Below are 26,637 nucleotides of genomic sequence, written 5' to 3' on the forward strand. Positions count from 1 at the left end.
CGCGGGGGGGCGGGTGTGTCCCCCCGCCCCTGTTCCCCTCCCCGCCCCCCCACCGCCGGTTTTTTGCGCCCGGCCCGGATCAGGCGCGCGTCAGCCGGAACAGCCGGATCTCCCGCTCGATCCGCGCCTGGTACGTCGCGTACGGCGGCCAGAACGCCAGCACCGCCCGCCACGCCTCCGCCCGCTCCTCCCCCGTGAGCAGCCGCGCCCGTACGGGGAAGCTCTCGCCGCGCCAGCTGACCTCGACGTCCGGATGGGCGAGCAGGTTCGCGGTCCAGGCGGGATGCCCCGGCCGGCCGAAGTTGGAGCCGACGAGCACCCAGGTGCCGGCGTCCGGCTCCGGCATGCAGGCGAGCGGGGTGACCCGCGGCTGCCCGCTCTTCGCGCCCCTGGCGGTGAGGACGACACCCGGCAGCATGCGCGCGCTCAGCATCACCTTGCCCCGGGTCAGCCGGTGCACGGCCCGGTCCATGGCGGGGATGAAGTGCGGGGCGACCTTGGCGAAGGTGCGGGTGGAGGAGACCTTCTGCATCATGCGCAGCCCGATCGGCACCTACGCCACCTCCTCAAAGGCGCCGGACGCCCCGGAGGCCCCGGAGGTCCCGGGGGCGCCGGAAGCCCCGGAAGCCCCGGAGGTCCCGGCCGCCTCGCCGAAGAGGGCGGCGCGCTCGGCGGCCCGCGCCCGCAGGGCCACCGCCGGGCCGAAGAGCAGCTCGTCCGCCGCCGCCCGCTTGAAGTACAGATGGGCGTCGTGCTCCCAGGTGACGCCGATCCCGCCGTGCAGCTGGATCGTCTCGGCGGCCGCGGCCCGCTGGGCCTCGAGGGCCTGGGCGAGGGCGAGCCCGGCGGAGACGGGATCGCCGTCCGCCGCCGCGCAGTGGGTGAGCGCGCGGGCCGACTCGATCTGGACGAGGAGGTCCGCGAGCCGGTGCTTGAGGGCCTGGAAGGAGCCGATGGGCCGGCCGAACTGCTCGCGCGTGGCGGCGTGTTCGACGGTGCGGTCGAGGGCGCCGCGGGCGGCGCCGACGGCCTCGGCTGCCAGCGCGACGGCGGCGGCGCGCCCGGTCGCGGCGAGCGCGCCGAGCGCGTCCGACGACTCCTCCCCCAGCAACTCCGCCCGTACGTCCCGGAGTTCCAAGGTCGCCTGGGAGCGGGTGAGGTCGAGGGTGGCCTCCCGGCGTCGTACGAGGCCGGTCGCGTCCTCCTTCACGAGGAAGAGCAGCGTACGGCTGCGCGGGAAGCCACCGGTGTGCGCGGCGACGAGGAGCAGCCCGGCGCTGTGCCCGTCGAGGACGTGGCCGACCTCCCCGTACAGCGACCAGCCGCCCTCCGGCAGCGGAACGGCCTGGACGCCGCCGGAGCGGCCGCCGCCCGCCCAGGGCGTGGCGGTGTTGTCGCCGGTGAGGTCGAGGGCGAGCGGGAGGGAGCCGCCGGGCAGGGCGAGGGCGCAGGTCAGGGAGCCGTCCGCGACGCGGGGCAGCAGGTCGGCGCGCTGCGCTTCGGTGCCGAGCGCGGCGATCAGCGGAGCGGCGAGGACGCCGGTGGCGAGGAGCGGGGAGGGGGTGAGGGCGCGGCCGGTCTCCTCGCAGGCGACGGCCAGTTCGGCGGGTCCGCAGCCGGCTCCGCCGTACCGCTCGGGCAGGGTGAGGCCGGGCAGGCCGAGGGTGCCGGCGAGGGCGGCCCAGAGTGCGGTGTCGTAGCCCTCGGGGGTGGCGACGGCGGCACGGGTCCCGGCCGGTCCGGCGCGCTTGGCCAGGAGCTCGCGCAGGGTGCGGCGGATCTCCCGCCGGACCTCCTGCGCCTGCCGTTCCTGCTGTTCCTCTCGTTCCTGTCGTTCCTGTCGTTCCTGTTGCTCTGGGGTGACGGCGGCGGTACGCATGGGTCTCCCTTCCGGGGTCCCTCGTATCTGACGGTGCGTCATGCTAGGACCGCCCGGAGCAGATGCACAGCCCGACGGACCTCCCGATTCACCAAATCTGATGTACCGTCAGATTCATGCCCACCACCACAACGGACCGCCGCCGGCGCGTCGCCGTCGTCGGCATATCCCTCTCCGACTGCGGCCGGGTCGACGAGGCCACGCCCTACGCCCTGCACGCCCAGGCCGCCCGGCGCGCCCTCGCCGACAGCGGCCTGGACCGCTCACTGATCGACGGCCTCGCCTCGGCGGGCCTCGGCACCCTCGCCCCGGTGGAGGTCGCCGAATACCTGGGCCTGCGCCCGCGCTGGGTGGACTCCACCTCGGTCGGCGGCGCCACCTGGGAGGTCATGGCGGCGCACGCGGCCGACGCCATCGCCGCCGGCCGCGCCAACGCCGTCCTGCTCGTCTACGGCTCCACCGCCCGCGCCGACATCCGGGCGCGCCGCCGCACCGGCAACCTCTCCTTCGGGGCGCGCGGCCCGCTGCAGTTCGAGGTCCCGTACGGACACAGCCTGATCGCCAAGTACGCGATGGCGGCCCGCCGCCACATGCACGAGTACGGCACGACCCTGGAGCAGCTCGCCGAGGTCGCCGTGCAGGCGCGGGCGAACGCGGCGCTCAACCCCGAGGCGATGTTCCGCGACCCGGTCACGGTCGACGAGGTCCTCGACGGGCCGATGATCGCGGACCCCTTCACCAAGCTGCACTGCTGCATCCGCAGCGACGGCGGCTGCGCGGTGCTGCTCGCGGCCGAGGAGTACGTACCGGACACGGCGAAGGCCCCGGTGTGGATCCTCGGCACGGGCGAGTACGTCTCGCACACCACGATGTCCGAGTGGGAGGACTTCACGGTCTCCCCGGCCGCCGTCAGCGGCCGGCTCGCCTTCGAGCGGGCGGGCGTGCGGCCCGAGGACGTCGAACTGGCCGAGATCTACGACGCGTTCACCTACATGACCCTGGTGACCCTGGAGGACCTGGGCTTCTGCGCGAAGGGCGAGGGAGGCGCGTACTTCGCGGAGAAGGACCGGCTGCCGGTGAACACGGACGGCGGTGGCCTGTCCGCCTGCCACCCGGGCATGCGGGGACTGTTCCTGCTGGTGGAGGCGGTACGGCAGTTGCGCGGCGAGGCGCCGGGGCTGCAGGTGCGGCGGCCGGACGGCTCACTGCCGGAGCTGGCGGTGGCGTCGGGGACGGGGGGCTGGTTCTGCTCCTCGGGAACGGTGGTGCTGGGCCGGAACTGACGCCCCGCATCCGGAATCCACACCCGGATCCCGAATCTATACAGTCGTCATAGACAGACGTGTAGGACATCCGTATAGTCGTCTGTGCGGGGCCGGAGCGGCCCCGCGCCATCCGACAAGGAGTCCCGCCATGCGTGCTGCCAAGACCGTCCTGATCTCCGGCGCCTCGATCGCCGGCCCCGCCCTGGCCCTCTGGCTGCACCGCTACGGGTTCGTCCCCACCGTCGTCGAGAAGGCGCCCGCCCTGCGCACCGGCGGCTACAAGGTCGACCTGCGCGGCGACGCCATCGGGATCTGCGCCCGGATGGGCATCCTCGACGAGGTCCGCGCCCACTCCACCGACATGGCGGGCGGCTCGTACGTCGACTCCCGGGGCCGTACGGTCGGCGAGCTGCCCGCCGAGATCTTCGGCGGCCGCACCGAGCAGGACGACGAGATCATGCGCGGCGACCTCGCCCGGATCCTGTACGAGCGGACCCGCGACGACGTCGAGTACCTCTTCGGCGACTCCATCGCGAGCCTGGCCGAGGACGCGGACGGCGTCACCGTCACCTTCGACTCGGGCACGGTCCGCCGCTTCGACCTGGTGGTCGGCGCGGACGGCCTGCACTCGCACACCCGCCGCCTGGTCTTCGGCGACGAGCGGCAGTTCAAGCGCCACCTCGGCGCGTACATCTCCATCTTCTCGGCGCCCAACCGGCTCGGCCTGACCCGCTGGGAGACCTACCACGCCCGCCCGGACAAGCTGATCTCCGTCTACGCCACCGCCGGCGAGCGGGCCGGCACCGCCAAGAACTGCTTCGTCTTCGCCGCCCCCGCCGAACTCCCCTACGACCACCGCGACACCGCCGCCCAGAAGCGCCTCCTCGCCGACGCCTTCACCGGCGACGACTGGGAGATCCCGCGCCTGATCGCGGACGCGGCCGACGCCGACGACTTCTACTTCGACTCCATCGCCACCATCCACATGGACCGCTGGTCCCGCGGCCGCGTCGTCCTCCTCGGCGACGCCGCCCACTGCACCTCCCCCGCCTCCGGCCAGGGCACCGGCCTCGCCCTCACCGGCGCCTACGTCCTCGCCGGCGAACTCGCCGCGGCCGGCGGCGACCACGTGGCCGCCTTCGCCGCGTACGAGGAGCTGATGCGCCCGGGCATCGAACTCAACCGGCGCTTCGCGGAGAAGTTCGCCAAGGAGATGACGATCTCCTCCCGCTGGAAGATCGCCCTGCGCATGTTCATGGTCCGCACGCTGCCCAAGACCCCCTGGAAGAACCTCATCGCGAAGAAGATCCGCGAGGAGATCCAGCGCGCGTCGACGGCGGTGCCGGTGAAGGAGTACGTCGCGCAGCCCCGGGTCGCCTGAACGTGTTCGAAACCACCTACCGGTGCACGTGAGGCCCCTGTTACGATCGCGCCTTCGGACGGGAAGCGCCGGAGGGGGCCGCGCGGAAAACGCGCGAACGACGGCCACCCGTCCCCTGCCTGCACAGGCTCATGGAGGGGAACCACCTTGCGTACCCACGCACGAAGAACACTCGCCGCCGCCACCACACTGGCCCTCGCGGCCGGCCTCACCGCCGCGGTCACGGGCCCGGCGACGGCCGCCACGACCGGCACGGCCGGCGCGACCGCCACCGACGAGGTCGTGATCCCGAACCCGGGCCGCCAGATACCGCGCCTCGACACGCTCAAGCACACGAGCGCGAGCGGCTACGCGCACGACCTCGAAGGCACCGGCACGGTCTGGACCGACTTCGCGACCGGCACCGACACCCCGATCGACGCGAGCCGCGCCGCCGGCCACTCCGGTCTCTACGCCACGATCAGCACCGAGCCGTTCGATCAGCCGCGCACGGTCACGATCCAGGCCCTCGGTTCGGACGCCAGGAAGACCGTCACCATCCCCGGCGGCCAGGTGTGGTCCAGGACCTACAACACCGACACCACCCTCGCCTACACGCAGGACTCGACCGGCCTGCTCACCTCGATCACCCTGTACCGGGCGGCCGAGGACGGCACGACCATCGCGCAGCCCGTAGCCGACATCCCGAAGGCCCTCGGCCCGGTCCTCGCCGTCAAGCAGGACCTGCGGGGCGCGGTACTCCGGATGCGCCCCACCGCGGACGGCCCGATCGCCGCCTATCTGCTCGACTACGCGACCGCCACGATGAAGCCGTTGCCGGCCGCCATCAACTCCATCACCTGGGTGGCGCTCGGCGACCGCCAGATCGTTGCCTACCCCGGCAACGGCAAGCCGCTGGTCTCCGTCCCCCGCGACAACCCGACGGCCACGCCGGTGGAGACCGTGCTCCCCGCCCCCGTCGGCAACGAAGGATCGGGCGTCTACCTCACGGTCACCGGCGACACCGTCGTCTACCAGCGGAACCTGCTCTACCCCGACGGCGAGCGCCTCGCCGGCAACACCCTGCGGGCGATCCCGGTCGGCGGCAACACGGCCACCGAGCTCCTGAAGTACGCCCAGCAGAACAGCTTCGCCATCGGGCCCGACGGCAGCGTCCTCGTCCCCGGCGGTACCGGCGCCCTCGACTGGGCCGTGCACCGGATCAGCGTCGGCGCCGACGGCACGCCCCGGACGACCCGCGTCCGCGAGATACCGCGCATGCCCCGGGAGATCACCCATCTCGCCCTGGGCGGCGGCCGGCTGAGCTACCTCAGCCCCACCGGCCGGGACACCGTCGTCGACCTTCTCGACTCCGACATCACCACCGACGAGACGGGCACCACCACGGCCGGCCCGTCACAGCGGCGGTTCGCCTTCATCCGCACCGACCCGTCCGGCCTCGCCTCGCAGGGCGACGGCTCCTCGGTGGTCTCGCAGGGGGCCACGCTCTACTCCCCCACCAGCCTCCACTCCTACCGGGGCTTCTCCCTCCCGGCCGAGAGCACCGTCGTGGACGCCTCCGGTCGGTACGTCCTGGCGCGCAGCGGCAGCACGACCTACGCCGGCGACCTGGAGAACTTCCACGCCGACGAGCCGTCCGTCCTGCTCACGCTGCAGAACTCCGCCGCCGCGCTGTGGGACACCAAGGTGTGGAAGCCCGCCGCCACCGCGGGTCAGGTCAACTCCTACGACCTGAAGACGAGGACGACCTCGCCGGCCGTCGACGTGCGGTCCGGTTGCCGACCGACCGAACTGCAGGCCGTGGGCCGCTGGCTGTACTGGGCCTGCGGCGCGGCCAAGGCCGGTGTCTACGACCACACGCTGAAGAAGAGCGTGCCGGTCCCGGTCGGCGAGGCCCTGCTCGGTGACGGCTTCGTCGTCCGCCACGAGGGCGACAAGCTGAGGCTGACGGACGCGGCTACCGGGCAGACGAGCGACTTCGCCGGTCTGCCCGCCTCGGCGTCCGGGTCGGGCCGCGGGACCACCTGGACCGTGGACAGGTTCGGCGGGGACGTGGCGTACCTCGACGCGGCGCAGGACTTCCGCCTCAAGCCGGTCAGCCAGGCCCGCCAGCCGCTGGCGCGGCTCGACTCCTCCGTCCCCGACATGAGCTTCCTCGATCTGTCCGGCGCCGAGCCGACGGCCACCTGGTCCCCGGTGTGGCGCTTCTCCAAGCCCGTCGGCTCCTGGACGCTCCGCGTCGCGAAGGGCGACGGCGAAGTCGTCCGCACGTTCACCGGGACGCGCAGCACCGGCTCCGCCGTCCGCGTGGAGTGGGACGGCAAGGACTCCCGCGGCCGTGGCATCGAGGACGGGCAGTACCGCTGGGAGCTGACCGCCCGTCCGCTCGACGGCGTCGGCAGCGCTCAGGCGTTCTGGGGCGCCTTCAACGTCTGGGGCAGCTCGCTGACCACCGTCCCCGGCACCTACACGCCGGTGCCCCCCGCCCGTCTCCTCAACACCATCGGCGGCATCGGCGCCCCGAAGGCGAAGCTCGGCCCGGACGGCACCGTGCGCCTCAAGGTGGCAGGCCAGGCCGGTGTGCCCGCCGAGGGACTGACGGCCGTGGTCCTCAACGTGACCGCGACCAACCCGACGGCGACGAGCTACGTCTCCGTCTACCCGTACGGCACCCGCCGCACCGCGACCTCGAACCTCAACTTCACCGCCGGGAAGACCATCGCCAACCTGGTGACCGTGCCCGTCGTCAACGGCTGGGTCGAGTTCTACAACCACAGCGGCTCCGTCGACCTGCTCGCCGACATCGCGGGCTACTACACCGAGGGCACCGCGGGCTCCGCGTACCACCCGGTCACGCCGCAGCGGATCCTGAACACCATCGGCGGGGTCGGCGCGCCGAAGGCCAAGGTCGGCGCGGGCGGGACGGTGAACCTCGCGATCACCGAACCGGGCGTCACCGCGGTCGCCATGAACGTGACGGCGACGAACCCGACGAAGTCGAGCTACGTGTCGGTCTACCCGTACGGCACCGTCCGCCCGCCCGTCTCGAACCTCAACTTCACCGCCGGGCAGTCCGTCCCCAACCTGGTCATCGTCCCGGTCAAGGACGGCAAGGTCACCCTTTACAACCACGCCGGCACGGTGGACCTGCTCGCCGACGTCACCGGTTACTTCAAGGGCGGCGCCGGCTCGGTCTTCACCGGGATGCAGCCCAAGCGGATCATGAACACGATCGCGGGTGTCGGCGTGCCGAAGGCCAAGGTCGGCGCGGGCCAGACCGTCACCCTCGAGGTCGGCACGAAGTACTCGGCCGTCGTGCTCAACGTGACGGTGACCAACCCGACGTCGGCGGGCTACGTCTCCGTCTACCCGTACGGGACCGCCCGTCCGCTCGTGTCGAACCTCAACTTCACCGCCGGGCAGTCCGTCCCCAACCTGGTCATCGTCCCGGTCGAGGACGGCAAGGTCACCTTCTACAACCACTCCGGCACCGTCGACCTCCTGGCCGACATCGCCGGTTACTACACCGCCTGATCCCTCAGCTCGGCACCGCAGGGCCTCATGATGGACGCCATGGACGACGAACGGCGTTTTCAGGAGGCCCTGCGGTCTCTTCGTGTCTGGGACACCCAGCTGCCCGCCTTCGACCCGGCCGACGTGCCGGAGGAGCCGGTCGCGCTCTTCCACACCTGGTTCACGCAGGCGGTGGAGGCGAAGGCGGTCGAGCCGCACACCATGGCCCTTGCCACGGTGGACGCGGAGGGGCGGCCGGACGTGCGGACGGTGATGCTGCACGACGCGGACGCGCGCGGCTGGCACTTCGGCTCGCACGCGGGCAGTGCGAAGGGCCGGCAGCTGGCCGCCCGGCCCGAGGCGGCGCTGAGCTTCTACTGGCCGGCGCAGGGTCGGGCGGTGCGGGTGCGCGGGCGGGTGGTGACCGGGACGGCGGAGGAGGCGTACGCGGATCTGCACGCGCGGACCGCCGGAGCGCTCGCCTCCGCGCTGGTCGGGCACCAGAGCGAGGTGCTGGAGAACCTCGATACTCTCGCCGATGCGAGCGCCGCCGCCTGGGACCGGGCGCAGCGCGAGCCGGCGGCGGACGCGCCGAGCTGGACGCTGTACGTCGTCGAGCCGGCCGCGGTCGAGTTCTTCCAGGGTGACGAGCAGCGTCGGCACGTACGGCTCAGGTACCGGCGGAACCCCGGCGGCACCTGGGGCCGCGAGCTGCTCTGGCCCTAGCCTCCCGTCCCGTACATCGCGTCGATCTCCCGCGCGAAGTCCCTCAGCACCGCCCTCCGCTTCAGCTTCAGGGAGGGCGTGAGGTGGCCGCTCGTCTCGGTCCACTCCGTGGTCAGGACCCGGAACGCGCGGATCGACTCGGCCCGCGACACCAGCCGGTTCGCCTCGTCGACCGCGCGCTGCACTACGGCGAGCAGTTCCTCGTCGCGGGCCAGTTCCCACAGCGCGAGGTGGTCCTTGTGCCGCATCCGCCGCCAGTGCAGCAGGCCCTCGTGGTCGAGGGTGACGAGCGCGGTGACGAACGGCCGGTTGTCGCCCAGGACCATGCACTGGGCGACCAGCGGGTGGGCGCGCAGCCACTCCTCCAGGGGCCCCGGGGCGACGTTCTTGCCGGCGGAGGTGACGATCATGTCCTTCTTGCGGCCGGTGATGCGCAGATGGCCCTCCTCGTCGAGGGCGCCGAGGTCGCCGGTGGGGAACCAGCCGTCGTCGGTGTACGGGAGGGCGACCCCGCGCTGGGCGTCCCAGTAACCGGCGAAGACATGACCGCCCTTGAGCCAGACCTCGCCGTCGGGCGCGATCCGGACGGCCGTGCCCGGCAGCGGGCGGCCGACGGTGCCGGGTCGGGGGCCCTGCAGCGGGGTGACGGTGGCGGCGGCGGTGGTCTCCGTCAGGCCGTACCCCTCGTACACCTCGATGCCCGCGCCCGCGAAGAACTCGGCGAGCCGGGCGCCGAGCGGCGAGCCGCCGCAGATGACATGCCGGACCCGGCCGCCGAGCGCGGCGCGGATGCGCTTGTAGACGAGCGGGTCGTAGAGGGCGCGGGCGGCGCGCAGCCCGAGCGAGGGCTGGGCGTCCCGCGCGCCCTGCTCGCCTTGCGCCCGGCCGCCTTGCCCCTGGCCGTACCGCTCCCTGCCGTACCGCTCGGCCACCCGCGCCGCCCTGTCGAAGGCGGCCGCGCGGCCGGTGCGTTCGGCGGTGGCGCGGGCGGTGTGGAAGACCTTCTCCAGGACGTAGGGGATGGCGAGCAGGAAGGTCGGGCGGAAGCTCGCGAGGTCGGCGAGGAGTTCGTCGCTCTCCACGGAGGGCGCGTGGCCGACCCGGACCCGGGCGCGGACGCAGCCGATGGCGACCATGCGCCCGAAGACGTGGGAGAGCGGGAGGAAGAGGAGGGTGGAGGCGGGCTCCCTGGTCACCGAGCGGAAGACGGGGTGGAGGAGTTCGACCGCGTTGTCGACCTCGGCGAAGAAGTTGGCGTGGGTGAGCGCGCAGCCCTTGGGCCGGCCGGTGGTGCCGGAGGTGTAGATCAGGGTGGCCAGGTCCTGGGGGGTGAGCAGTCCGCGCCGTGCGGTGACGGCCTCGTCGGGGACCCGCGCGCCGGCTCTTCGCAGCTGTTCGACGGCGCCGGTGTCGAGGACCCACAGCTGCCCGAGCGCGGGCAGCTGGCGCCGCTCGACGGAGACCATCCGGGCCTGGGCGGCGTCCTCGACGACGCAGGCGGCGGCGCCGGAGTCCTGGAGGATCCAGCGGGTCTGGTAGGCGGACGAGGTCGGGTACAGCGGGACGGTGATCAGCCCGGCGGCCCAGGCCGCGAAGTCGAGCAGCGTCCACTCGTAGCGGGTACGGGCCATCAGCGCGAGCCGGTCGCCGGGCCGCAGCCCGTGCGCCACGAGGCCCTTGGCAACGGCGTGCACGTCGGCGGCGAAGGCGGAGGCGGTGACGTCGGTCCAGCCGCCGTCCGGCGCCCTGCGGGAGAAGAGCACGGCCGCCGGGTCCTCGCGGGCGGTCTCGTACGGCAGGTCGGCGAGCGAGCCGCGCCGCACGGGCGGGACGAGCGCGGGTACGGAGACCTCGGTGACGGGCACGTGCGGCTCCTCGGGGCGTCGAGAACCGGACAGTAACCTTACTTCCGAGTAAATCTAGGGCGTGGGAAGGGATTTGGACAGATCCGGGCAGCGCCCCCTGCAGACGCACCGCGCCCCGGACCGGACGGTCCGGGGCGCGGTGCGTACGACACGCGGCTCGCGTCAGGCGGCGGCCGGGACGGCGACCTTCTGCTCGGCCTGCTCGGCGTCGGCCGGCCCGTCGACCGGGGAGGCCGAGGCGGACTCGTAGGCGGCGAGGTCCAGGATCTTCTCGCGGGCGGAGACGATGACCGGGACCAGGGCCTGGCCGGCGACGTTGGTGGCGGTGCGCATCATGTCGAGGATCGGGTCGATCGCCATCAGCAGACCGACGCCCTCCAGCGGCAGGCCCAGGGTGGAGAGGGTCAGCGTCAGCATGACCGTCGCACCGGTGAGGCCGGCGGTGGCCGCCGAGCCGATGACCGAGACGAAGGCGATGAGCAGGTACTCCTTGACGCCCAGCTGCACGTCGAAGATCTGCGCGATGAAGATCGCCGCGAGCGCCGGGTAGATCGCGGCGCAGCCGTCCATCTTGGTGGTGGCGCCGAACGGCACGGAGAAGGAGGCGTACTCCTTCGGGACGCCGAGGCGCTCGGTGACCCGCTGGGTGACCGGCATGGTGCCGACCGAGGAGCGGGAGACGAAGGCCAGCTGGATGGCGGGCCAGGCGCCCTTGTAGAACCGCAGCGGGTTCAGCTTGGCGACGGTCGCGAGGAGCAGCGGGTAGACGCCGAAGAGGACGAGCGCGCAGCCGACGTAGACGTCGACGGTGAAGGTGGCGTACTTGCCGAGCAGGTCCCAGCCGTAGTTGACGATGGCGCGGCCGATGAGGCCGGCGGTGCCGATCGGGGCCAGCCGGATGACCCACCACAGGGCCTTCTGCAGCAGCTGGAGCGCGGACTCCGAGAGGGTGAGCAGCGGCGCGGCCTTCTCGCCGAGCTGGAGGGCGGCGATGCCGGCGACGGCGGCCATGAAGACGATCTGCAGGACGTTCAGCTCGGTGAAGGGCGTGATGACGTCCGTCGGGATGATGCCGGTGAGGAAGTCGATCCAGCTGCCGTGGTGCTCGGGCAGCTTGCCGTCCTTCGGCGTGAGGCCGGTGCCGGAACCCGGGTTCGTGAGCAGGCCGATCGCGAGGCCGATGGACACGGCGATCAGCGAGGTGATCATGAACCAGACGAGGGTCTGCGCGGCGAGCCGGGCCGCGTTGTTGACCTTGCGGAGGTTGGTGATCGAGACCAGGATCGCGAAGAAGACGAGCGGGGCGACGGCGAGCTTCAGCAGCTGGACGAAGATGCCGCCGACCTGGTCGAGGGTCTCCTTGAGCCAGCCGATGTCCTGGCTCTTGGCCAGCCAGCCGAGCAGGACGCCGATGACGAGACCGGCGACGATCTGGGCCCAGAACGGGACCTTGGGTATACGGGACTTCGCCACGGGCGCGGACGCGGACGCGGACACAGGCACACTCCACTGGTGCGTATCGGGGGAATACGGGACGGGGGTGCGGCACACACGCGCTTACGCGCGGGCCGCTGCATGATGCCGGATCAGAGCGCGCGGCAACAGACCGCGGACATACAGCGGCACAGATCGACGTGCAGGCGCGCCACGAGCGAATTGCCCGGGTCCTGGAGGAGGCGCACTGCGGTCTTCATGGCAAGAACGTTAACACTTGTACTTTGAGAACCTCAAAGCAGTTCTTTGAGGTAAAGGGGTGACAGGACGGCGTCTCAGCCTTCGGAACGAAGAAAACCCCTGGCGGGAGCCTTCGAAGCTCCCGCCAGGGGCGGAGATTGTGATGCTGCTTACGCGGCCTTTACGCGACCGCGGCGGTACGGCTCAGGCGGCGTCCTCGGCGGAGCGGTTCGCCTCCAGGCGACCCTTCGCCCGGTCGACCCTCGCCACGATGTCGACGCTCATCCGGTCCCGCTCCTTGCGCAGCAGGACGAAGCTCAGCGGCGCCGACACGACGATGGACAGCAGGAGCACCCACAGCAGATTGGAGTCGCCGAGGCCACGCGGCAGCACGTGCGCGTAGACGAGACCCCACAGCACGAGGAAGCTGCCGGCGAAGATGCCGAGGCGCATGAGGGTGTAACGGAGCATGCGAGTTCCTCCCATACCGGACGAGCGTCCCTCCAGTGAAGCACGCGCGGGCCGGACCCCCGGGAGGGGGGGTCCCGAGTCGCCCGCGGCCTCAGACGCGCATCGGCTGCGGCGACTCGCGGCGCCCGGCGTCCGGGCCCGGGTACTCGCGGATGACCTCGTAGCGCGTGTTGCGCTCCACCGGCCGGAAACCGGCGTCCCGGATGAGCTCCAGGAGGTCGTCCCGGGTCAGCTTGTTCGGGGTGCCGTAGTTGTCGGCGTCGTGCGTGATCTTGTACTCGACGACCGAGCCGTCCATGTCGTCCGCGCCGTGCTGGAGCGCCAGCTGCGCGGTCTGCACGCCGTGCATCACCCAGAAGACCTTGACGTGCGGGACGTTGTCGAAGAGCAGCCGGGAGACGGCGAAGGTCTTCAGGGCCTCGGCTCCGGTGGCCATCGTGGTGCGGGCCTGGAGCTTGTTGCGGATCTTGCCGTCCTTCATGTCCACGAAGTCGTGCTGGTACCGCAGCGGGATGAAGACCTGGAATCCGCCGGTCTCGTCCTGCAGCTCGCGCAGCCGCAGCACGTGGTCGACGCGGTGGCGCGGCTCCTCGATGTGGCCGTACAGCATCGTGGCCGGGGTCTTCAGACCCTTCTCGTGCGCGAGCCGGTGGATCCGGGACCAGTCCTCCCAGTGGGTGTTGTGGTCCACGATGTGCTGCCGGACCTCCCAGTCGAAGATCTCGGCGCCGCCGCCGGTCAGCGACTCCAGACCGGCCTCGATCAGCTCGTCGAGGATCTCACTGGCGCTCAGGCCCGAGATGGTCTCGAAGTGGTGGATCTCGGTGGCGGTGAAGGCCTTGAGCGAGACGTTCGGCAGCGCCTTCTTCAGCTCGGAGAGCGAGCGCGGGTAGTAGCGCCAGGGCAGGTTGGGGTGCAGCCCGTTGACGATGTGCAGCTCGGTGAGGTTCTCGCCCTCCATCGCCTTCGCGAGGCGCACGGCCTCCTCGATGCGCATGGTGTACGCGTCCTTCTCACCGGGCTTGCGCTGGAAGGAGCAGTAGGCGCAGGAGGCGGTGCAGACGTTGGTCATGTTCAGATGCCGGTTGACATTGAAGTGCACCACGTCGCCGTTCTTGCGGGTCCGGACCTCGTGGGCCAGCCCGCCGAGCCAGGCGAGGTCGTCCGACTCGTACAGGGCGATGCCGTCCTCACGGCTCAGCCGCTCGCCGGCGAGGACCTTCTGCTCCAGCTCACGCTTGAGCCCCGCGTCCATCACGGCCGCCTCCCTTTCTCAGAAACCTGGCCTGCCAACCGTACTCTCAGCCCTCTTCCGGAAGATCCCCGACCCGGTTCTCCCACTTCGTGGAGAGCACGATCGTGGTACGCGTCCGGGACACGCCCTTCGTGCCGCTGAGCCGGCGGATCGTCTTCTCCAGGCCGTCGACGTCCGAGGCGCGGACCTTGAGCATGAAGGAGTCGTCGCCGGCGATGAACCAGCAGTCCTCGATCTCGGCCAGGTCCTTCAGCCGGCGGGCCACGTCCTCGTGGTCGGCGGCGTCGGAGAGGGAGATGCCGATGAGGGCGGTCACGCCGAGGCCGAGCGAGGTGGCGTCGACCGTGGCGCGGTAGCCGGTGATGACCCCGGCGGCCTCGAGACGGTTGATGCGGTCGGTGACGGAGGGGCCGGAGAGGCCGACGAGCCGTCCGAGCTCCGCGTATGAGGCCCGGCCGTTCTCGCGCAGGGCCTGGATGAGCTGCCTGTCCACGGCGTCCATAGGTATGAAGCCTTCCATTGTCCAGCGATACCGCGAGTATAGGTATAGAATCTAAGGCACACAGGGGCGACACCCTGTGAATCTTTCAGTGGATCAAAGACGATCTTTCAGGAGTGGTGTTCACCGTGTACACGATCGAGATGGCCTACGCCCGTATGCGCGAGCTGCAGGAGATGGCCAACCGCTCGCGTGCGTACAAGACCTCCGCCGCCTCGAAGCGCGCCGCCAAGAAGGCCGCCAAGAAGCGCTAGTCCTCTACTACCGGGCCGGGGATGCTCCACCGAGCTCTCCCTCCCATCGGCGGTACAGCTCGTGCGGCACCCCTGCCGCGTCGAGCACCCGCCCCGCGACGAAGTCCACCAGGTCCTGGATGTGCGTCGCACCCGCATAGAACGCCGGAGAGGCGGGCAGCACCACGGCGCCCGCCTCGTCCAGCGCCACCATGTGCTTGAGCGTCTGCCCGTTCAGCGGGGTCTCCCGTACGGCGACGACCAGCGGCCGCCGTTCCTTGAGCGTCACGCTCGCGACCCGCTGCAGCAGATCCTTCGAGAGCCCGAGCGCGACCCCCGCCACGGCGGCCGTCGACGCCGGCACGATCAGCATCCCCTTGACGGGGTACGACCCCGATGACGGCCCGGCGGCCAGGTCCCCGGCCGCCCAGTACCGCACGTCACTGACGTCGACGTCGAACGTGTCGGGCTTCCCGTCCGCGCCCCGCGCCAGCCAGGTCGCCAGGTCCTCGCGCCAGTGCGCGTCCCGGAAGGCGATCCCCGTCTCGTCGAGCAGCGTCAGCCGCGAGGCCCGCGACACCACCAGGTCGACGCTCTCCCCCGCCGCGAGCAGCCCCCGGAGTACGGATGCGGCATACGGCGTGCCCGACGCCCCGGACACCCCCACGACCCACGGACGACGCTGCTGCTTGTTCACCGGCTCCACGCGGCCGAGCCTATCCGGCCACTACGGCGTCAGCCCGCGCACGAGGAGGTCGAGCAGCGCGCACACGAAGAGCGCGATCCCGATGAAGCCGTTGACCGTGAAGAACGCCCGGTTCAGCCTCGACAGGTCGTGCGGCTTCACGATCGAGTGCTCGTAGCAGAACGCCACCACCACGATCACCAGGCCCGCCCAGAAGAAGACGCCCGCGTCCGTCGCCAGGGCGTACCAGACGAGCAGCCCCGTCGTGACGACCGCCGAGGCCCGCGCGCCCCACAGGGCGGCCGGGATGCCGAAGCGGGCCGGGACGGACATGACGCCGTGGGCGCGGTCCGCCTGGACGTCCTGACAGGCGAAGATCAGGTCGAAGCCGCCGATCCAGATGCCGACCGCGAGGCCGAGGATCACCGCCTCCCACGACCACTCGCCCGTCACCGCGAGCCAGGCGCCGATCGGGCCGATGGACTGGGCGAGACCGAGGATCGCGTGCGGGAAGTTGGTGAACCGCTTCCCGTACGGATAGACCACCATCGGGATCACCGCGAGCGGCGCGAGCGCCAGGCACAGCGGGTTGAGCAGCGCCGCCGCGCCGAGGAAGACGACGACGGCGATCCCCGCCCCGGTCCACGCGGACCGCACCGACACCGCGCCGGTCACCAGCTCCCGGTTCGCGGTGCGCGGGTTACGGGCGTCGATCTCGCGGTCGATGATCCGGTTGCACGCCATGGCGAAGGTCCGCAGGCCCACCATGCAGACGGTCACCAGGAACAGCGTCCACCAGTGGATCTGCTGGTCGAGCCGGTACATGGCCGTCAGGGCGGCGATGTACGCGAAGGGCAGCGCGAAGACCGAGTGCTCGATCATCACCAGGCGCAGGAACGCCTTCGTGCGCCCCGGCTGGGCGCCGGGGACGGCCGCGGTCGTCACAGCCCGTACTCCTTCCAGCGGCGGTCCACCAGGGCCGCCGTCGCCGGGTCCGACTCGACCATGTCCGGCCAGCCGCCGTCCCGGGTGTAGCCCTCCTCGGGCAGCTTCTTCGTGGCGTCGATGCCGGCCTTGCCGCCCCAGAACTGCTGGTAGGAGGCGTGGTCCAGATGGTCCACCGGCCCCTCGACGACGGTCAGGTCACGGGCGTAGTCGGTGTTGCCGAGCGCCCGCCAGGACACCTCGTGCAGGTCGTGCACGTCGCAGTCCTTGTCGACGACGACGATCAGCTTGGTCAGCGACATCATGTGCGCGCCCCAGATGGCGTGCATGACCTTCTGCGCGTGCTTCGGGTACTTCTTGTCGATCGAGACGATCGCGCAGTTGTGGAAGCCGCCGGACTCCGGCAGGTGGTAGTCCACGATGTCCGGCACGATGATCTTGAGGAGCGGGAGGAAGAACCGCTCCGTCGCCCGGCCCAGCGGGCCGTCCTCGGTCGGCGGGCGGCCGACCACGATCGACTGGAGCAGCGGGCGGCGCCGCATCGTGATGCAGTCGATCTTCAGCGCGGGGAACGGCTCCTGCGGGGTGTAGAAGCCGGTGTGGTCGCCGAACGGCCCCTCCGGCAGCATCTCGCCCGGCTCCAGCCAGCCCTCGATCACGACCTCCGCCTGGGCGGGGACCTGGAGCGGCACGGTCTTGCAGTCGACCATCTCGATCCGCTTGCCCTGCACGAAGCCGGCGAAGAGGTACTCGTCGATGTCGCCGGGCAGCGGCGCCGTCGAGGCGTACGTGACGGCCGGCGGGCAGCCGAAGGCGATCGCGACCGGCAGCCGCTCGCCCCGCTCCGCGGCGACCGCGTAGTGGTTGCGGCTGTCCTTGTGGATCTGCCAGTGCATGCCGATGGTGCGCTTGTCGTGCCGCTGGAGGCGGTAGAGGCCGAGGTTGCGGACCCCGGTCTCCGGGTGCTTGGTGTGCGTGAGCCCCAGGTTGAAGAAGGAGCCGCCGTCCTTGGGCCAGGTGAAGAGCGCCGGCAGCAGGTCGAGGTCGACGTCGTCGCCGGTGAGCACGACCTCCTGGACCGGGGCGTCCTTGACCTTCTTCGGGGGCACGTGGACCATCGAGCCCAGCTTCCCGAACGCCTCCCGGACGCCGACGAAGCCGTGCGGCAGCTCCGGCTTGAGGAGCCCGCCGATCTTCTCGCTGATCTCCTCGTACGACTTGAGGCCGAGCGCCTTGAGGAGCCGGCGGTCCGTCCCGAAGACGTTCATCGCCAGCGGCATCGAGGAGCCCTTGACGTTCTCGAAGAGGAGCGCCGGGCCTCCCGCCTTGTTGACGCGGTCGACGATCTCCCCGACCTCCAGGTACGGATCGACTTCGGCCTTGATGCGCTTGAGGTCGCCTTCGCGCTCCAGTGCCCTGAGCAGCGAGCGGAGATCGTCGTAAGCCATACGGGCAAGTATCGGTCACCGGCTAGTCTGAGCCTGTCACCGGGGCCGCCGGACGCGCCCCCGCCACCGCTTGGCCGCTGCTTCGGCCGCCGCTTCCAGGGGGCTTTCGCACATGCTCAGGGCTCTGCTGTTCATCCTGCCGCTGGCGCTGATGATCTACGCCTTCATCGACTGCCTCAACACCCCCGAGGACGAGGTCAAGCACCTGCCGAAGGTGGTGTGGGTGATCATCATCCTGCTCGTGTGGGTCGTCGGCGCGGTCGGCTGGATCGCGGCCGGCAAGCAGCGTGCGGCCCGGGGCCGGGCGGCCGGCCGGTGGGTCGCGCCGGACGACAACCCGGAGTTCCTGAAGTCGCTGGGCGAGCAGCAGGACAAGGACAAGGACACCGAGAACTGATGGAGCTCCGGCTCCTCGTCACGTTCGAGAAGGTCGCCACGGTCCTCTCCTTCACCCGGGCGGCCGCCGAGCTGGCGTACGCCCAGTCCTCCGTCACCGCCCAGATCCGCGCCCTGGAGTCCGACCTCGACACCGAGCTCTTCGAACGGCTCGGCTCCCGCATCCGCCTCACCGAGGCCGGCGAGCGGCTCCTCCCGTACGCCCGGCAGATGATCGCGCTCGCCGCGGAGGCCCGGGCGGCGGTCGCGGCCGGGGACGGCGAACCGGCCGGGACGATCACCGTCGGCACGATGGAGTCGCTGACTTCCTACCGGCTGCCGCCGCTCCTGGAGCTCTTCCACCACCGCTATCCGGGCGTACGGCTCTCGCTGCGCCCCACCCTCGGCGACGCGACCCGGCAGGCGCTGCGCCAGGGCACCTACGACCTGGGCCTCCTGATGGAGCGGGAGACCGTGCACGAGGGCCTGGAGAGCGAGGTCCTCGGCGCGGAGCCGCTGGTCCTGGTGGCCGCGCCCCGTCACCCGCTGGCCGGCCGGAGCGGGCTGACGACGGCGGACCTGGCGGCGGTGGGGCTGGTCGGCACGGAGCCGGGCTGCGCCTACCGGGACCTGTTCGAGGCGGAGTTGCGGCCGTACGGGCCGTTCTTCACGGAGTACGGGACGATCGAGGCGAGCAAGCGGGGCGTGGCGGCCGGGCTCGGCATCGCGCTGCTGCCCCGGATCACCGTCGAGGGGGAACTGGCGTCCGGGGAGCTGGTGGCGCTGGACTGGGAGCCGCCGTTCACCCTCTTCACGCAGCTCGCGTGGCGGCAGGGGAAGCGGCTGCCGGCGCACGTCCGGCTGTTCGTGGAGCAGGCGCGGCGGCTCGCCCGAGAGTGACCTTCAGGCTCGCGAGGACGATCAGCGGCACGCCGAGCGCCTGGACGAGCCCGATGTGGTGCCCGTAGACGGCCCAGTCGGCGCCCATCGCGACGGCCGGGTAGGTGAAGGCGAGCACCGCGATCCGGGCGGTGGGCAGCTTGGCGTACGCCGCGTACATCAGCACGTACATCACCCCGGTGTGGATCAGCCCGAGCCCGGCGAGCCACCCCCACCCGGCGCCGAGCCGGGCCGCCTCGCCGAAGTCGGCGAACGGCAGGAGCAGCGGGACGCCCACGGTGACCTGCACGAGCGCGATCAGGTGGGGCCGTACCCCGCTGATCCGCTTGGTGACGACAGTCGACCCGGCGTAGAGCACGGCCGCCGCGAGCGCGAACCCGAGCCCCTTCAGCGACGCCGTGTCCCCCGGCCGCACCCCCGACACGAGCACGAGCCCGGCGAACGCGACCCCCAGCCAGCCGAGTCTCGCCATCCCGATCCGCTCCCGCAGCACGACCGCGCCGAACAGCACGAGGAAGAATGGCTGGGTGTGGTAGACGACGGTCGCGAACGAGATCGACGTGGCCTCGTACGCCTCGAACAGGAACACCCAGTTGAAGACGATGAACGCACCACCGAGCGCGGCGAGCCCGAGTTTGCGGGCCGTGAACCCGTGCCCGGTGAAGAACCCGCGGACGAGGCTGTAGACCCCGAGGGCGAGCGCCCCGAACAGGCACCGGAAGAACACGACGGTGAAGGGCGACGCCCCCGACTGCACGACGAAGACGCCGAGGGTGCCGGACAGCACCATGGCGAGGGTCAGTTCGAGGGTCCCGCGTGTCTCGTTTCTCATGCCGACGACGCTACGAACGCGGCCCGGGGGCGGTCCACGGGCCACTGTGGGGCGCTGCCGATGGCCCGATCGGCGGAGCCGATGACCCGGCCCGCCGGTCGGGTCGGGCGGACCTCGTCAGCGCCCGGCCGCGACCGGTTCCGCCCGTTCCGCCGCCGGCTTCGCCACGACCGTGCGCCCCCGGGCCTCCGGCGGACGGCGCCGCCCGAGGTCCTTCAGGCGCAGCGCGGGGCGTTCGACGAGGTGCCAGGAGAGCGCCGCGCAGAGCAGCGTGAGGACCATGGTGATGGCCAGGTACGCGGACATGCCCCAGCGGGTCCAGCCGAGGACGGCCAGGGTCTGCTGGACGACGAAGCCGTAGATGTAGATGCCGTACGAGTAGTCGTTGCGGGCGCCGATGCGACGGAACGGGGCCGGGAGCCGGATCGCCAGCCACAGCAGGGTGTACGCGAGGGCGGGGATGCCGGCGACGAAGAAGTAGCCGTAGTGGAGGCTGCCGGCGAGGACGGCGACGGCGGTGACGCCGAGCCAGTCGCTGACCGGGATGCGGTCGCGGTAGACCTCGATGAGGACGCCGAGACAGAAGGCGAAGCCGAGGTAGATGATGAACGCGGGGGTCACGAAGCCGAGCAGCGGCAGGTCGATCGCCTCGAAGTAGCGCGCCTTGCCGGGGCCGCCCCAGAAGGGCGTGCTGAGGGCCTGTCGGGCGATGAGCCAGAGCAGCAGCGCGGTGATGAGCACGATCGCGCGGCGGGCCCGGGTGAGGACGCCGGTGACGGCGAGGACGGCGACGCCGATGTAGCAGAGGAACTCGTAGCGCAGGGACCACAGGGCGCCGTCGAAGGCGCCGTTGTGCAGCGTGCCGGTCGACTGGAGATGGCCGAGAAGTCCGGAAATGTCGTACTGCCGCATGGCGAGCGACCAGTTGCTGCGCAGATAGTCCACCGGCCCCTTGGGGCCGTTGAATCCCTCCAGGCTGCCGTAGGTCCGCCAGTACAGGTACGGCGCCACCCCGAAGGCGGTGACGAGCAGGCACACCCAGACCCCTGGCAGGATGCGCAGCACCCGATGCCAGAAGTAACGGCCGATCGGAAGCCGGGCGCCACTGCGGGACACGAGGATTCCGGAGAGCACGAAGAAGCCGTACACCGCGATGGTGCCGAGCGTCAGCTGGCCGTGGCTGAAGCCGAGCAGGTGCTCCTCGCCCCCGTATCCGAGTATTCGGGCGTGGGAGACGACGACGGCCGTGGCGAGTCCGAGCCGCAGGAAGCCGAGGCTGTTGTCGCGGCCGGTGAACAACTCGGCCACGGTCCCGTGGGACCAGGGCAGCGCGAAACCGCGACGCATGACTATTTCCTTAAGATTCGACCGGCCGCACATCATCGGCCACCCTGTTCACACTTGTCCAGTCCTGTCCGATGCCCGCGTACGGTTCCGGACAACGCGCGCAACCGCCCGGGGCCCCGGCCACCCGCCCGGCCGCGAACATCCGCACAAACCCTGGCCGAACTCCAACGCCCCACGGATATCCTGGACTTGAGGATGTGACGGGGCACGTCTGCTGGGATGCGGGGGGTGTCGGGTGGACAGAGTCCTGTACGGCCGCGAGGCGGTGTTCCATGGCACCGGGCTTGCCGCGCGGCTGGTCGGGCTCGACGGGGAGCGGCTCGGGGCCGTCCGGTACGAGCACGGGGACGACCCGCCGGTCGTGGTGTTCACCGGCGGGCGCGGGATGGGCAAGACCGCGCTGCTCAAGCAGTTGCGCAACACCTACAAGGGCGCCACGCCGCTCGCGTTCGTCGACTGCGCGCACATCGAGCCGCCCGCCGACCACGGGCCGGGGTGGACCGAGCTGACCGGGGCGCTCGCCGAGCTGGCGGTGCAGCTGTCGCCGAAGGTGACCGGGGCGCGGCCGGTGCAGTTCCCGCGGCTCTCGCTCGGCCTCGTCGCGGTCGCGTCGATCAGCTGGACGCGGGAGGACGAGGAGCGGGCGCAGGGCGACCTGCAGCGGCTCGGGCCGGTGCTCTCGACGGTCGACGCGACGAAGGGCGCGGCGACGAACTGGGTCACCAAGGTGCTCACCAAACTCGCCGCGACCTTCGCCGAGACCGCCGCCCCGCTCGCCGGGCTGCTCGCCGAGGCGACCGTGGAGACGGTCCTCGAGGAGGTGTTCGGGCGGATCCAGCAGAAGTCGGAGGGCTGGTACGGCACCTACCGCAACGCCGGCGGCCGCGGCAAGGCCGGCCTCCAGCAGCTCGCCATCGACTTCGCCCAGGGCGGCCGGCGCCGCCAGGAGGCCGAGGACTTCCTCGTCGGCGCCCTGATCGAGGACCTCGGCCAGGCGTACAAGGGCCTGATCCGGGCCGGCACCCGCCGCGGCCGGCCCGTGCTGCTGCTCGACAACGCGCACGGCGAGCTGGGCCGCCGACTCGTCGAACCGGTCCTGCGCGCCCGCCACGAGGGCCGCCGCGACAAGGTGGTGGTGTTCGCCGCCTCCCGGGTGCACGACCACGAGGGCATGCGCCACGCGCACCGGACCCGGCTGCCCGAGACCATGCACCGGGCGCCCGCGCCGCGCGGCGGCGACATCACCTCCGGCATCCTCGCGGTCGCGCTCACCCCGCTGTCGCCCGCGCAGACGCAGGCCGCCTTCGACCGGCTCGACCCGTCCGGCCGCACCCCCGCCGACCTGGCCCGCGGCGTGCACCGGCTCACCGGCGGCCGCCCGCTCGGCGTGACGCTCCTCGGCCAGGCCGCCGCCGAGGCCCCGCGCGCCGAACGGCCCGGCCTCACCCCGGGCGCGCTGCTCGACCTGACCGTGGAACTGCGCGAGGACGCCCGGCCGGTGCCGGTCGTGCCCGCGCTGCTCGGCGCGCTGCTCCCACAGCCGCGCCTGGAGCCGTTCACCGTCCTCGCCGCCGCCCATGACGAGGAGTCGGCCCGGCTGCTCGCCCGCACCCGGCTGCACACCGAGTCCCGGGACGGCGACATGGCGCTGCGGGTGCGCGACCTGCTGCGCGCCGAGGACTGGCCGGAGGGCCCCGAGCACTTCGTCGCCGACCCGCTGCTGCGCGCCCTGCTGCTGCACCGGCTGCGCTTCGACGACGCCGACCACCCGCGGCACGCGGCCTGGCGCGCCGTCCACGAGACCCTGCACCGGCACTACGACCAGGACGCGCGCCACATCCCGTACCGGCTCTACCACGAACTCGCCCTGGGCCGGGTGGACAACGCGGTGACCCATCTGCGGACCACCTTCCCCGAACCCGACGTGCTCGGCTGGCTGGGCCGGCTCCGCTTCATCGCCTCCGCGCCCCACCCGCGCGAACCGCACGCCGCGGGACGGCCCGCCGGGCCCGATCCGCGGCGGGCCGTCGCCCTCGGACAGGAGTCACGCCGGCAGACGCCGGACGCCCTGCCCGCCGGGCTGAACGCCGACGGCAAGTCCCTGCACCTGTCCGTACGGCGCCTGCTGCACGCCGTATGGCTGCTCACCGATCCGCTCGCCCTGCCCGACGGCGAGGTGACCGAGAAGCTGGCGCACGAGCTGCGCCAGCTCTCCGGCCGCCATCTGACGGGCAACAGCCCCCTGTGGGACGCGGCCACGCACTGGCCGAAGGACATCCACGCCTGGCGCCGGCCGACGCTGCCGCCGGGCCGCGACCGCGAGGACGGAGTCTGAGGTCATGCCCGACCGGCTGAACAGCTTCCTCCGCACATTCCTCTACACCCCGCGCCAGAAGCTCGTCGCCGCGCTGATCGCCCTGGTCGTCGTCGGCGTGCCGCTCGGCTGGGCCGTACAGAGGTGGACCGCCCCGGAGAACCGATCCTGCGCGCCGGGCGTCGCCCGCCCGCAGGACTCCGACGAGTGCGTGGGCGTCTCCACGGCCGGCGACGGCTACGCCTTCGGGATGCCCGACCTGGCCGAGGTCGCCGGACGCATCGGCGCCGAGAACGCCACGCTGAAGCCCGACGAGTACGCCACCGTCGCCGTCCTGCTCCCCTTCACCTCCACCGACCCCGGCATGCGCGTCAAGGTGCTGCACGAGGCGCAGGGCGCCTACGCCCGCCAGTACCGCGCCAACCACGAGTCCAACAGCGAGACCCCCAAGATCCGTCTGGTCCTCGCCAACAGCGGCAGGAACAACGCCCACTGGCAGAGCGTCGTCGAGCAGCTCAAGGCCATGACCGGCGCCCCGCACCGGCTGCGCGTGGTGACCGGCATCGCCACCTCGTCCGACGCGATACGCGGGACCGTCGCCGCGCTCACCGGCGCGGGCATCGCCGTCGTCGGCACCACCATCACCGCCGACGACATCGCCGACGGCCCCGGCGCGGCCCACAACCGCTATCCCGGCCTCGCCCGCGTCTCCCCCACCAACAGCGACGAGGCCAAGGCGCTCGCCCACTTCGGCAAGGTGGACGCCGGCAAGGCGCTGCTCGTCCAGGACACCCGCAACGGCGACCACTACACCGACACCCTCAAGTCGGCCTTCGCCGCCTCCCTCAAGGGCGCCCCCTACGAGCCGCAGCTCTTCACCTCGCCCGCCGACCCCACCGACGAGGGCAACACCGCCAACACCTTCCGGCAGATCACCCACCTCATCTGCGACACCCGCGCCGAGACCGTCTTCTTCGCCGGCCGCCACACCCAGCTGCGCCAGTTCATCAACGCGCTGGGCGCCCGCGGCTGCGCCGAGCGGTCCTTCACCGTCCTCACCGGCGACGAGGGCTCCTACCTGGGCGCCGACAAGCAGCTCAACCGGCAGGCGCTGAAGAACCGGCTCACCGTCCGGTACGCGTCCCTCGCCCACCCCGACGCCTGGCTGCCCGCACCCGGCCGGCCGGTCCCGGCGACGGGCGGTTCGACGGTCGCGTACCAGACCTTCGTGACCGACATCGCCCGCGCCTCCGCGGGGCCGGTCGCGCTCGCCGACGGGCAGGCCATCGTCGCGTACGACGCCATGGCCACGGCCGTCCACGCCATCCGCCAGGCCACCCCGGACAACGCCGGCTACCCGGAACTCGCCGACGTCCGCACCCAGTGGCCGCAGGTCAAGGGGTCGCTGCGGGTCGAGGGCGCGGGCGGCTGGATCTGCCTGGACAACTACGGCAACCCGTACAACAAGGCGGTCCCGATCGTGCAGCTGGCACAGGACGGCACCCAGCGCTTCGTGGCCATCGCCTGGCCGGAGGGCGCACCGCCGACGACGAGCTGCCTGCCGCCGCGGAAGGGCTGAGCCCTACGAAGGGCTGGGCGGGCTCACGGCTCCCACGCCGGCCACGGCGCCTCGTCCCGCGCGTACCCCTCCCGCAGCTGCCGCCACCGCGCGTCCGTCCAGTCGCGCCAGTCCGTCGGCCGCCCGTCCAGCGCCGCGGCCAGCCGCTCCAGGTGGTCGTGCCAGCCGGCCAGCATGTCCAGCTTCGCCTCGCGCGTCCCGTGGAAGTCCGCCGTGAAACGCAGCACGGTCGACCCGGCCGCGTCCGGCCGGCCCGGTTCCAGATGGAAGCGGATCCGGCCGTGCGGCGGGCCGACCGTGTACTCGGCCACGTACTCGGGGTCCCAGGCGGTCACCCGCCCGGACACCTCCGTGTCGCCGTTGAGCCAGCGGAGCGTGACGCGCCCGCCGAGCCGCGGCTCCAGCGGGTCCGCCGCGCACAGCCACGAGGGCAGGCCCTCGGGCGAGGCGACGGCCGCCCAGACCATCGGCATCGGGTGCGGGAGGTCGACCACGTACCGCAGCAGGTGCTCGTCGATGTCGTGCGTCTCGGCCCTGCCCCGGGGTATCTCGCTCATACCTCCAGCGTGACCCCGGGACCATCCGGTCGCGAGCTCAGAGCGCCGCTCAGACGCCCGCGTACGAGTGCTTGCTGCTGACGAAGATGTTGACGCCGTAGTAGTTGAAGAGGAAGCAGCCGAAGGCGATCAGCGCGATGTACGCGGCCTTGCGGCCCTTCCAGCCGGCCGTGGCCCGGGCGTGCAGGTACGCGGCGTACGCGACCCACGTGATGAAGGACCAGACCTCCTTGGCGTCCCAGCCCCAGTAGCGGCCCCACGCGTCACCGGCCCAGATCGCGCCCGCGATGATCGTGAAGGTCCACAGCGGGAAGACCGCCGCGTTGACCCGGTAGGCGAACTTGTCGAGCGTCGCGGCGGCCGGCAGCCGCTCCAGGACGGAGCGGGCGAAGGAGCCCGGCTCGCCGCCGGTCGCGAGCTTGTTCTCGTACGAGTCGCGGAACAGGTACAGCAGCGTGGCGACGGCGCCGAGGTAGAAGACCGCGCCGCAGAAGATGGCGGTGGAGACGTGGATCCACAGCCAGTACGAGTGCAGGGCCGGGACCAGCTGGTCGCTGTCGGTGTAGAGCCAGGTGGTGGCAACGCCGAGGTCCAGCAGGACGGTCGTCACCAGCGGCAGACCCATCCAGCGGATGTTCTTCTTCGCCGCCAGGAAGCCCAGGTACGCGCCGGTCGCCACCGTGGAGAAGGTGATCGAGAACTCGTACATGTTGCCCCACGGCGCCCGCTGCACGGAGAGCGCGCGGGCGACCACGCCGGCCGCCTCGATGAGGAAGGCGAGCGTGGTGAGCGAGACGGCCATCCGGCCGTACAGGTCGCCCTTCTCGGTGCCGCCGGCCGCGCCGGGGCCGTCCGGGACGTCCCGGCCGCCGGCCGCGGAGCGCGTGACGACCG

Annotated in this window: 22 protein-coding genes and 1 pseudogene; 9 read left to right on the forward strand and 14 right to left on the reverse strand. The window is 71.8% G+C overall.

Annotation, left to right across the window (positions count from 1 at the left end; translation table 11 throughout):
- Positions 1–79: 79 nt before the first annotated feature.
- Positions 80–535, reverse strand: coding sequence for a nitroreductase family deazaflavin-dependent oxidoreductase (locus ACWEV0_RS30315; RefSeq protein ID WP_453152882.1), 456 nt, complete (start codon positions 533–535; stop codon positions 80–82).
- Positions 536–553: 18 nt separating this feature from the next.
- Positions 554–1,879, reverse strand: coding sequence for an acyl-CoA dehydrogenase family protein (locus ACWEV0_RS30320; protein WP_453152865.1), 1,326 nt, complete (start codon positions 1,877–1,879; stop codon positions 554–556).
- 116 nt (positions 1,880–1,995) lie between these two features.
- On the opposite strand from ACWEV0_RS30320, the gene ACWEV0_RS30325 reads away from it, so the two are divergent.
- From ACWEV0_RS30325 to ACWEV0_RS30340, 4 genes are all read left to right on the forward strand, one after another.
- A complete protein-coding gene (locus ACWEV0_RS30325) occupies positions 1,996–3,162 on the forward strand; it encodes a thiolase C-terminal domain-containing protein (RefSeq protein WP_453152866.1) in 1,167 nt (388 codons plus the stop codon).
- Between the two features lie 130 nt (positions 3,163–3,292).
- The gene (locus ACWEV0_RS30330; protein ID WP_453152867.1) at positions 3,293–4,525 is read left to right on the forward strand and encodes an FAD-dependent monooxygenase; all 1,233 of its coding nucleotides are present in this window, start codon (positions 3,293–3,295) and stop codon (positions 4,523–4,525) included.
- A gap of 147 nt (positions 4,526–4,672) precedes the next feature.
- The gene (locus ACWEV0_RS30335; protein ID WP_453152868.1) at positions 4,673–8,059 is read left to right on the forward strand and encodes a FlgD immunoglobulin-like domain containing protein; all 3,387 of its coding nucleotides are present in this window, start codon (positions 4,673–4,675) and stop codon (positions 8,057–8,059) included.
- A 39-nt stretch (positions 8,060–8,098) separates the two neighbouring features.
- Entirely contained in the window at positions 8,099–8,764 is a 666-nt protein-coding gene (locus tag ACWEV0_RS30340; protein WP_453152870.1) for a pyridoxine/pyridoxamine 5'-phosphate oxidase, read from the forward strand.
- Here the strand turns inward: ACWEV0_RS30340 and ACWEV0_RS30345 are convergent.
- The 5 genes from ACWEV0_RS30345 to ACWEV0_RS30365 form a co-directional block, all read right to left on the reverse strand.
- The gene (locus ACWEV0_RS30345) at positions 8,761–10,683 is read right to left on the reverse strand and encodes an AMP-dependent synthetase/ligase (RefSeq protein WP_453152883.1); all 1,923 of its coding nucleotides are present in this window, start codon (positions 10,681–10,683) and stop codon (positions 8,761–8,763) included. The two genes, ACWEV0_RS30340 and ACWEV0_RS30345, sit on opposite strands and share 4 nt — an antisense overlap.
- 108 nt (positions 10,684–10,791) lie before the next feature.
- Positions 10,792–12,126 (reverse strand): dicarboxylate/amino acid:cation symporter, encoded by a 1,335-nt coding sequence (locus ACWEV0_RS30350; protein WP_453152872.1) that lies wholly within the window; start codon positions 12,124–12,126, stop codon positions 10,792–10,794.
- 381 nt (positions 12,127–12,507) lie between these two features.
- The gene (locus tag ACWEV0_RS30355; RefSeq protein ID WP_451609057.1) at positions 12,508–12,774 is read right to left on the reverse strand and encodes a DUF4229 domain-containing protein; all 267 of its coding nucleotides are present in this window, start codon (positions 12,772–12,774) and stop codon (positions 12,508–12,510) included.
- Positions 12,775–12,865: 91 nt separating this feature from the next.
- Positions 12,866–14,029, reverse strand: coding sequence for an aminofutalosine synthase MqnE (gene mqnE, locus ACWEV0_RS30360; RefSeq protein WP_453152884.1), 1,164 nt, complete (start codon positions 14,027–14,029; stop codon positions 12,866–12,868).
- Between the two features lie 46 nt (positions 14,030–14,075).
- Entirely contained in the window at positions 14,076–14,531 is a 456-nt protein-coding gene (locus tag ACWEV0_RS30365) for an Lrp/AsnC family transcriptional regulator (RefSeq protein WP_403800263.1), read from the reverse strand.
- Between the two features lie 125 nt (positions 14,532–14,656).
- On the opposite strand from ACWEV0_RS30365, the gene ACWEV0_RS30370 reads away from it, so the two are divergent.
- On the forward strand, positions 14,657–14,782 hold the full coding sequence (locus ACWEV0_RS30370; RefSeq protein WP_403800618.1) for a hypothetical protein: 126 nt from the start codon (positions 14,657–14,659) through the stop codon (positions 14,780–14,782).
- A gap of 7 nt (positions 14,783–14,789) precedes the next feature.
- On the opposite strand, the gene ACWEV0_RS30375 is transcribed toward ACWEV0_RS30370, so the two are convergent.
- The 3 genes from ACWEV0_RS30375 to ACWEV0_RS30385 are packed head-to-tail and all read right to left on the reverse strand — an operon-like array spanning position 14,790 to position 17,839.
- Positions 14,790–15,458, reverse strand: coding sequence for a UbiX family flavin prenyltransferase (locus tag ACWEV0_RS30375; RefSeq protein WP_453152885.1), 669 nt, complete (start codon positions 15,456–15,458; stop codon positions 14,790–14,792).
- A 30-nt stretch (positions 15,459–15,488) separates the two neighbouring features.
- Positions 15,489–16,391: a menaquinone biosynthesis prenyltransferase MqnP gene (gene mqnP, locus ACWEV0_RS30380; protein WP_453152873.1), complete on the reverse strand. Its 903-nt coding sequence runs from the start codon at positions 16,389–16,391 to the stop codon at positions 15,489–15,491.
- A complete protein-coding gene (locus ACWEV0_RS30385; RefSeq protein ID WP_453152874.1) occupies positions 16,388–17,839 on the reverse strand; it encodes a menaquinone biosynthesis decarboxylase in 1,452 nt (483 codons plus the stop codon). Before ACWEV0_RS30385 ends, mqnP begins: the two co-directional genes overlap by 4 nt.
- 112 nt (positions 17,840–17,951) lie before the next feature.
- Here ACWEV0_RS30385 and ACWEV0_RS30390 point away from each other — a divergent pair.
- Together ACWEV0_RS30390 and ACWEV0_RS30395 are read left to right on the forward strand one after the other, a co-directional pair.
- Positions 17,952–18,221 (forward strand): annotated as a pseudogene (locus tag ACWEV0_RS30390) (PLD nuclease N-terminal domain-containing protein); the annotation flags it as partial.
- 14 nt (positions 18,222–18,235) lie between these two features.
- Entirely contained in the window at positions 18,236–19,114 is an 879-nt protein-coding gene (locus tag ACWEV0_RS30395) for a LysR family transcriptional regulator (RefSeq protein ID WP_453152875.1), read from the forward strand.
- Here the strand turns inward: ACWEV0_RS30395 and ACWEV0_RS30400 are convergent.
- Together ACWEV0_RS30400 and ACWEV0_RS30405 are read right to left on the reverse strand one after the other, a co-directional pair.
- On the reverse strand, positions 19,026–19,946 hold the full coding sequence (locus ACWEV0_RS30400) for a DMT family transporter (protein WP_453152876.1): 921 nt from the start codon (positions 19,944–19,946) through the stop codon (positions 19,026–19,028). The genes ACWEV0_RS30395 and ACWEV0_RS30400 overlap by 89 nt on opposite strands.
- 117 nt (positions 19,947–20,063) lie before the next feature.
- Positions 20,064–21,293 (reverse strand): acyltransferase family protein, encoded by a 1,230-nt coding sequence (locus tag ACWEV0_RS30405; RefSeq protein ID WP_453152877.1) that lies wholly within the window; start codon positions 21,291–21,293, stop codon positions 20,064–20,066.
- 235 nt (positions 21,294–21,528) lie between these two features.
- Between ACWEV0_RS30405 and ACWEV0_RS30410 the strand changes: the two genes are divergently transcribed.
- Together ACWEV0_RS30410 and ACWEV0_RS30415 are read left to right on the forward strand one after the other, a co-directional pair.
- Positions 21,529–23,628 (forward strand): hypothetical protein, encoded by a 2,100-nt coding sequence (locus tag ACWEV0_RS30410; protein ID WP_453152878.1) that lies wholly within the window; start codon positions 21,529–21,531, stop codon positions 23,626–23,628.
- Between the two features lie 4 nt (positions 23,629–23,632).
- Positions 23,633–25,186 (forward strand): ABC transporter substrate-binding protein, encoded by a 1,554-nt coding sequence (locus ACWEV0_RS30415; RefSeq protein ID WP_453152887.1) that lies wholly within the window; start codon positions 23,633–23,635, stop codon positions 25,184–25,186.
- A gap of 23 nt (positions 25,187–25,209) precedes the next feature.
- On the opposite strand, the gene ACWEV0_RS30420 is transcribed toward ACWEV0_RS30415, so the two are convergent.
- Both ACWEV0_RS30420 and ccsB read right to left on the reverse strand, forming a co-directional pair.
- A complete protein-coding gene (locus tag ACWEV0_RS30420) occupies positions 25,210–25,743 on the reverse strand; it encodes an SRPBCC domain-containing protein (protein ID WP_453152879.1) in 534 nt (177 codons plus the stop codon).
- 49 nt (positions 25,744–25,792) lie between these two features.
- Positions 25,793–26,637 (reverse strand): c-type cytochrome biogenesis protein CcsB (gene ccsB / locus ACWEV0_RS30425; protein WP_453152881.1); only part of this gene is annotated, 845 nt, incomplete at its 5' end.

Source organism: Streptomyces sp. NPDC003943 (genome assembly GCF_053605265.1).

What these genes read in the sequence shown, in the direction of transcription:
- ACWEV0_RS30315 (WP_453152882.1), bottom strand. Translation starts at nt 535, where the DNA reads ATGATGCAGAAGGTCTCCTCCACCCGCACCTTCGCCAAGGTCGCCCCG.
- ACWEV0_RS30320 (WP_453152865.1), bottom strand. Translation starts at nt 1,879, where the DNA reads ATGCGTACCGCCGCCGTCACCCCAGAGCAACAGGAACGACAGGAACGA.
- ACWEV0_RS30325 (WP_453152866.1), top strand. Translation starts at nt 1,996, where the DNA reads ATGCCCACCACCACAACGGACCGCCGCCGGCGCGTCGCCGTCGTCGGC.
- ACWEV0_RS30330 (WP_453152867.1), top strand. Translation starts at nt 3,293, where the DNA reads ATGCGTGCTGCCAAGACCGTCCTGATCTCCGGCGCCTCGATCGCCGGC.
- ACWEV0_RS30340 (WP_453152870.1), top strand. Translation starts at nt 8,099, where the DNA reads ATGGACGACGAACGGCGTTTTCAGGAGGCCCTGCGGTCTCTTCGTGTC.
- ACWEV0_RS30355 (WP_451609057.1), bottom strand. Translation starts at nt 12,774, where the DNA reads ATGCTCCGTTACACCCTCATGCGCCTCGGCATCTTCGCCGGCAGCTTC.
- mqnE (WP_453152884.1), bottom strand. Translation starts at nt 14,029, where the DNA reads ATGGACGCGGGGCTCAAGCGTGAGCTGGAGCAGAAGGTCCTCGCCGGC.
- ACWEV0_RS30365 (WP_403800263.1), bottom strand. Translation starts at nt 14,531, where the DNA reads ATGGACGCCGTGGACAGGCAGCTCATCCAGGCCCTGCGCGAGAACGGC.
- ACWEV0_RS30385 (WP_453152874.1), bottom strand. Translation starts at nt 17,839, where the DNA reads ATGGCTTACGACGATCTCCGCTCGCTGCTCAGGGCACTGGAGCGCGAA.
- ACWEV0_RS30395 (WP_453152875.1), top strand. Translation starts at nt 18,236, where the DNA reads ATGGAGCTCCGGCTCCTCGTCACGTTCGAGAAGGTCGCCACGGTCCTC.
- ACWEV0_RS30400 (WP_453152876.1), bottom strand. Translation starts at nt 19,946, where the DNA reads ATGAGAAACGAGACACGCGGGACCCTCGAACTGACCCTCGCCATGGTG.
- ACWEV0_RS30405 (WP_453152877.1), bottom strand. Translation starts at nt 21,293, where the DNA reads ATGCGTCGCGGTTTCGCGCTGCCCTGGTCCCACGGGACCGTGGCCGAG.
- ACWEV0_RS30415 (WP_453152887.1), top strand. Translation starts at nt 23,633, where the DNA reads ATGCCCGACCGGCTGAACAGCTTCCTCCGCACATTCCTCTACACCCCG.
- ACWEV0_RS30420 (WP_453152879.1), bottom strand. Translation starts at nt 25,743, where the DNA reads ATGAGCGAGATACCCCGGGGCAGGGCCGAGACGCACGACATCGACGAG.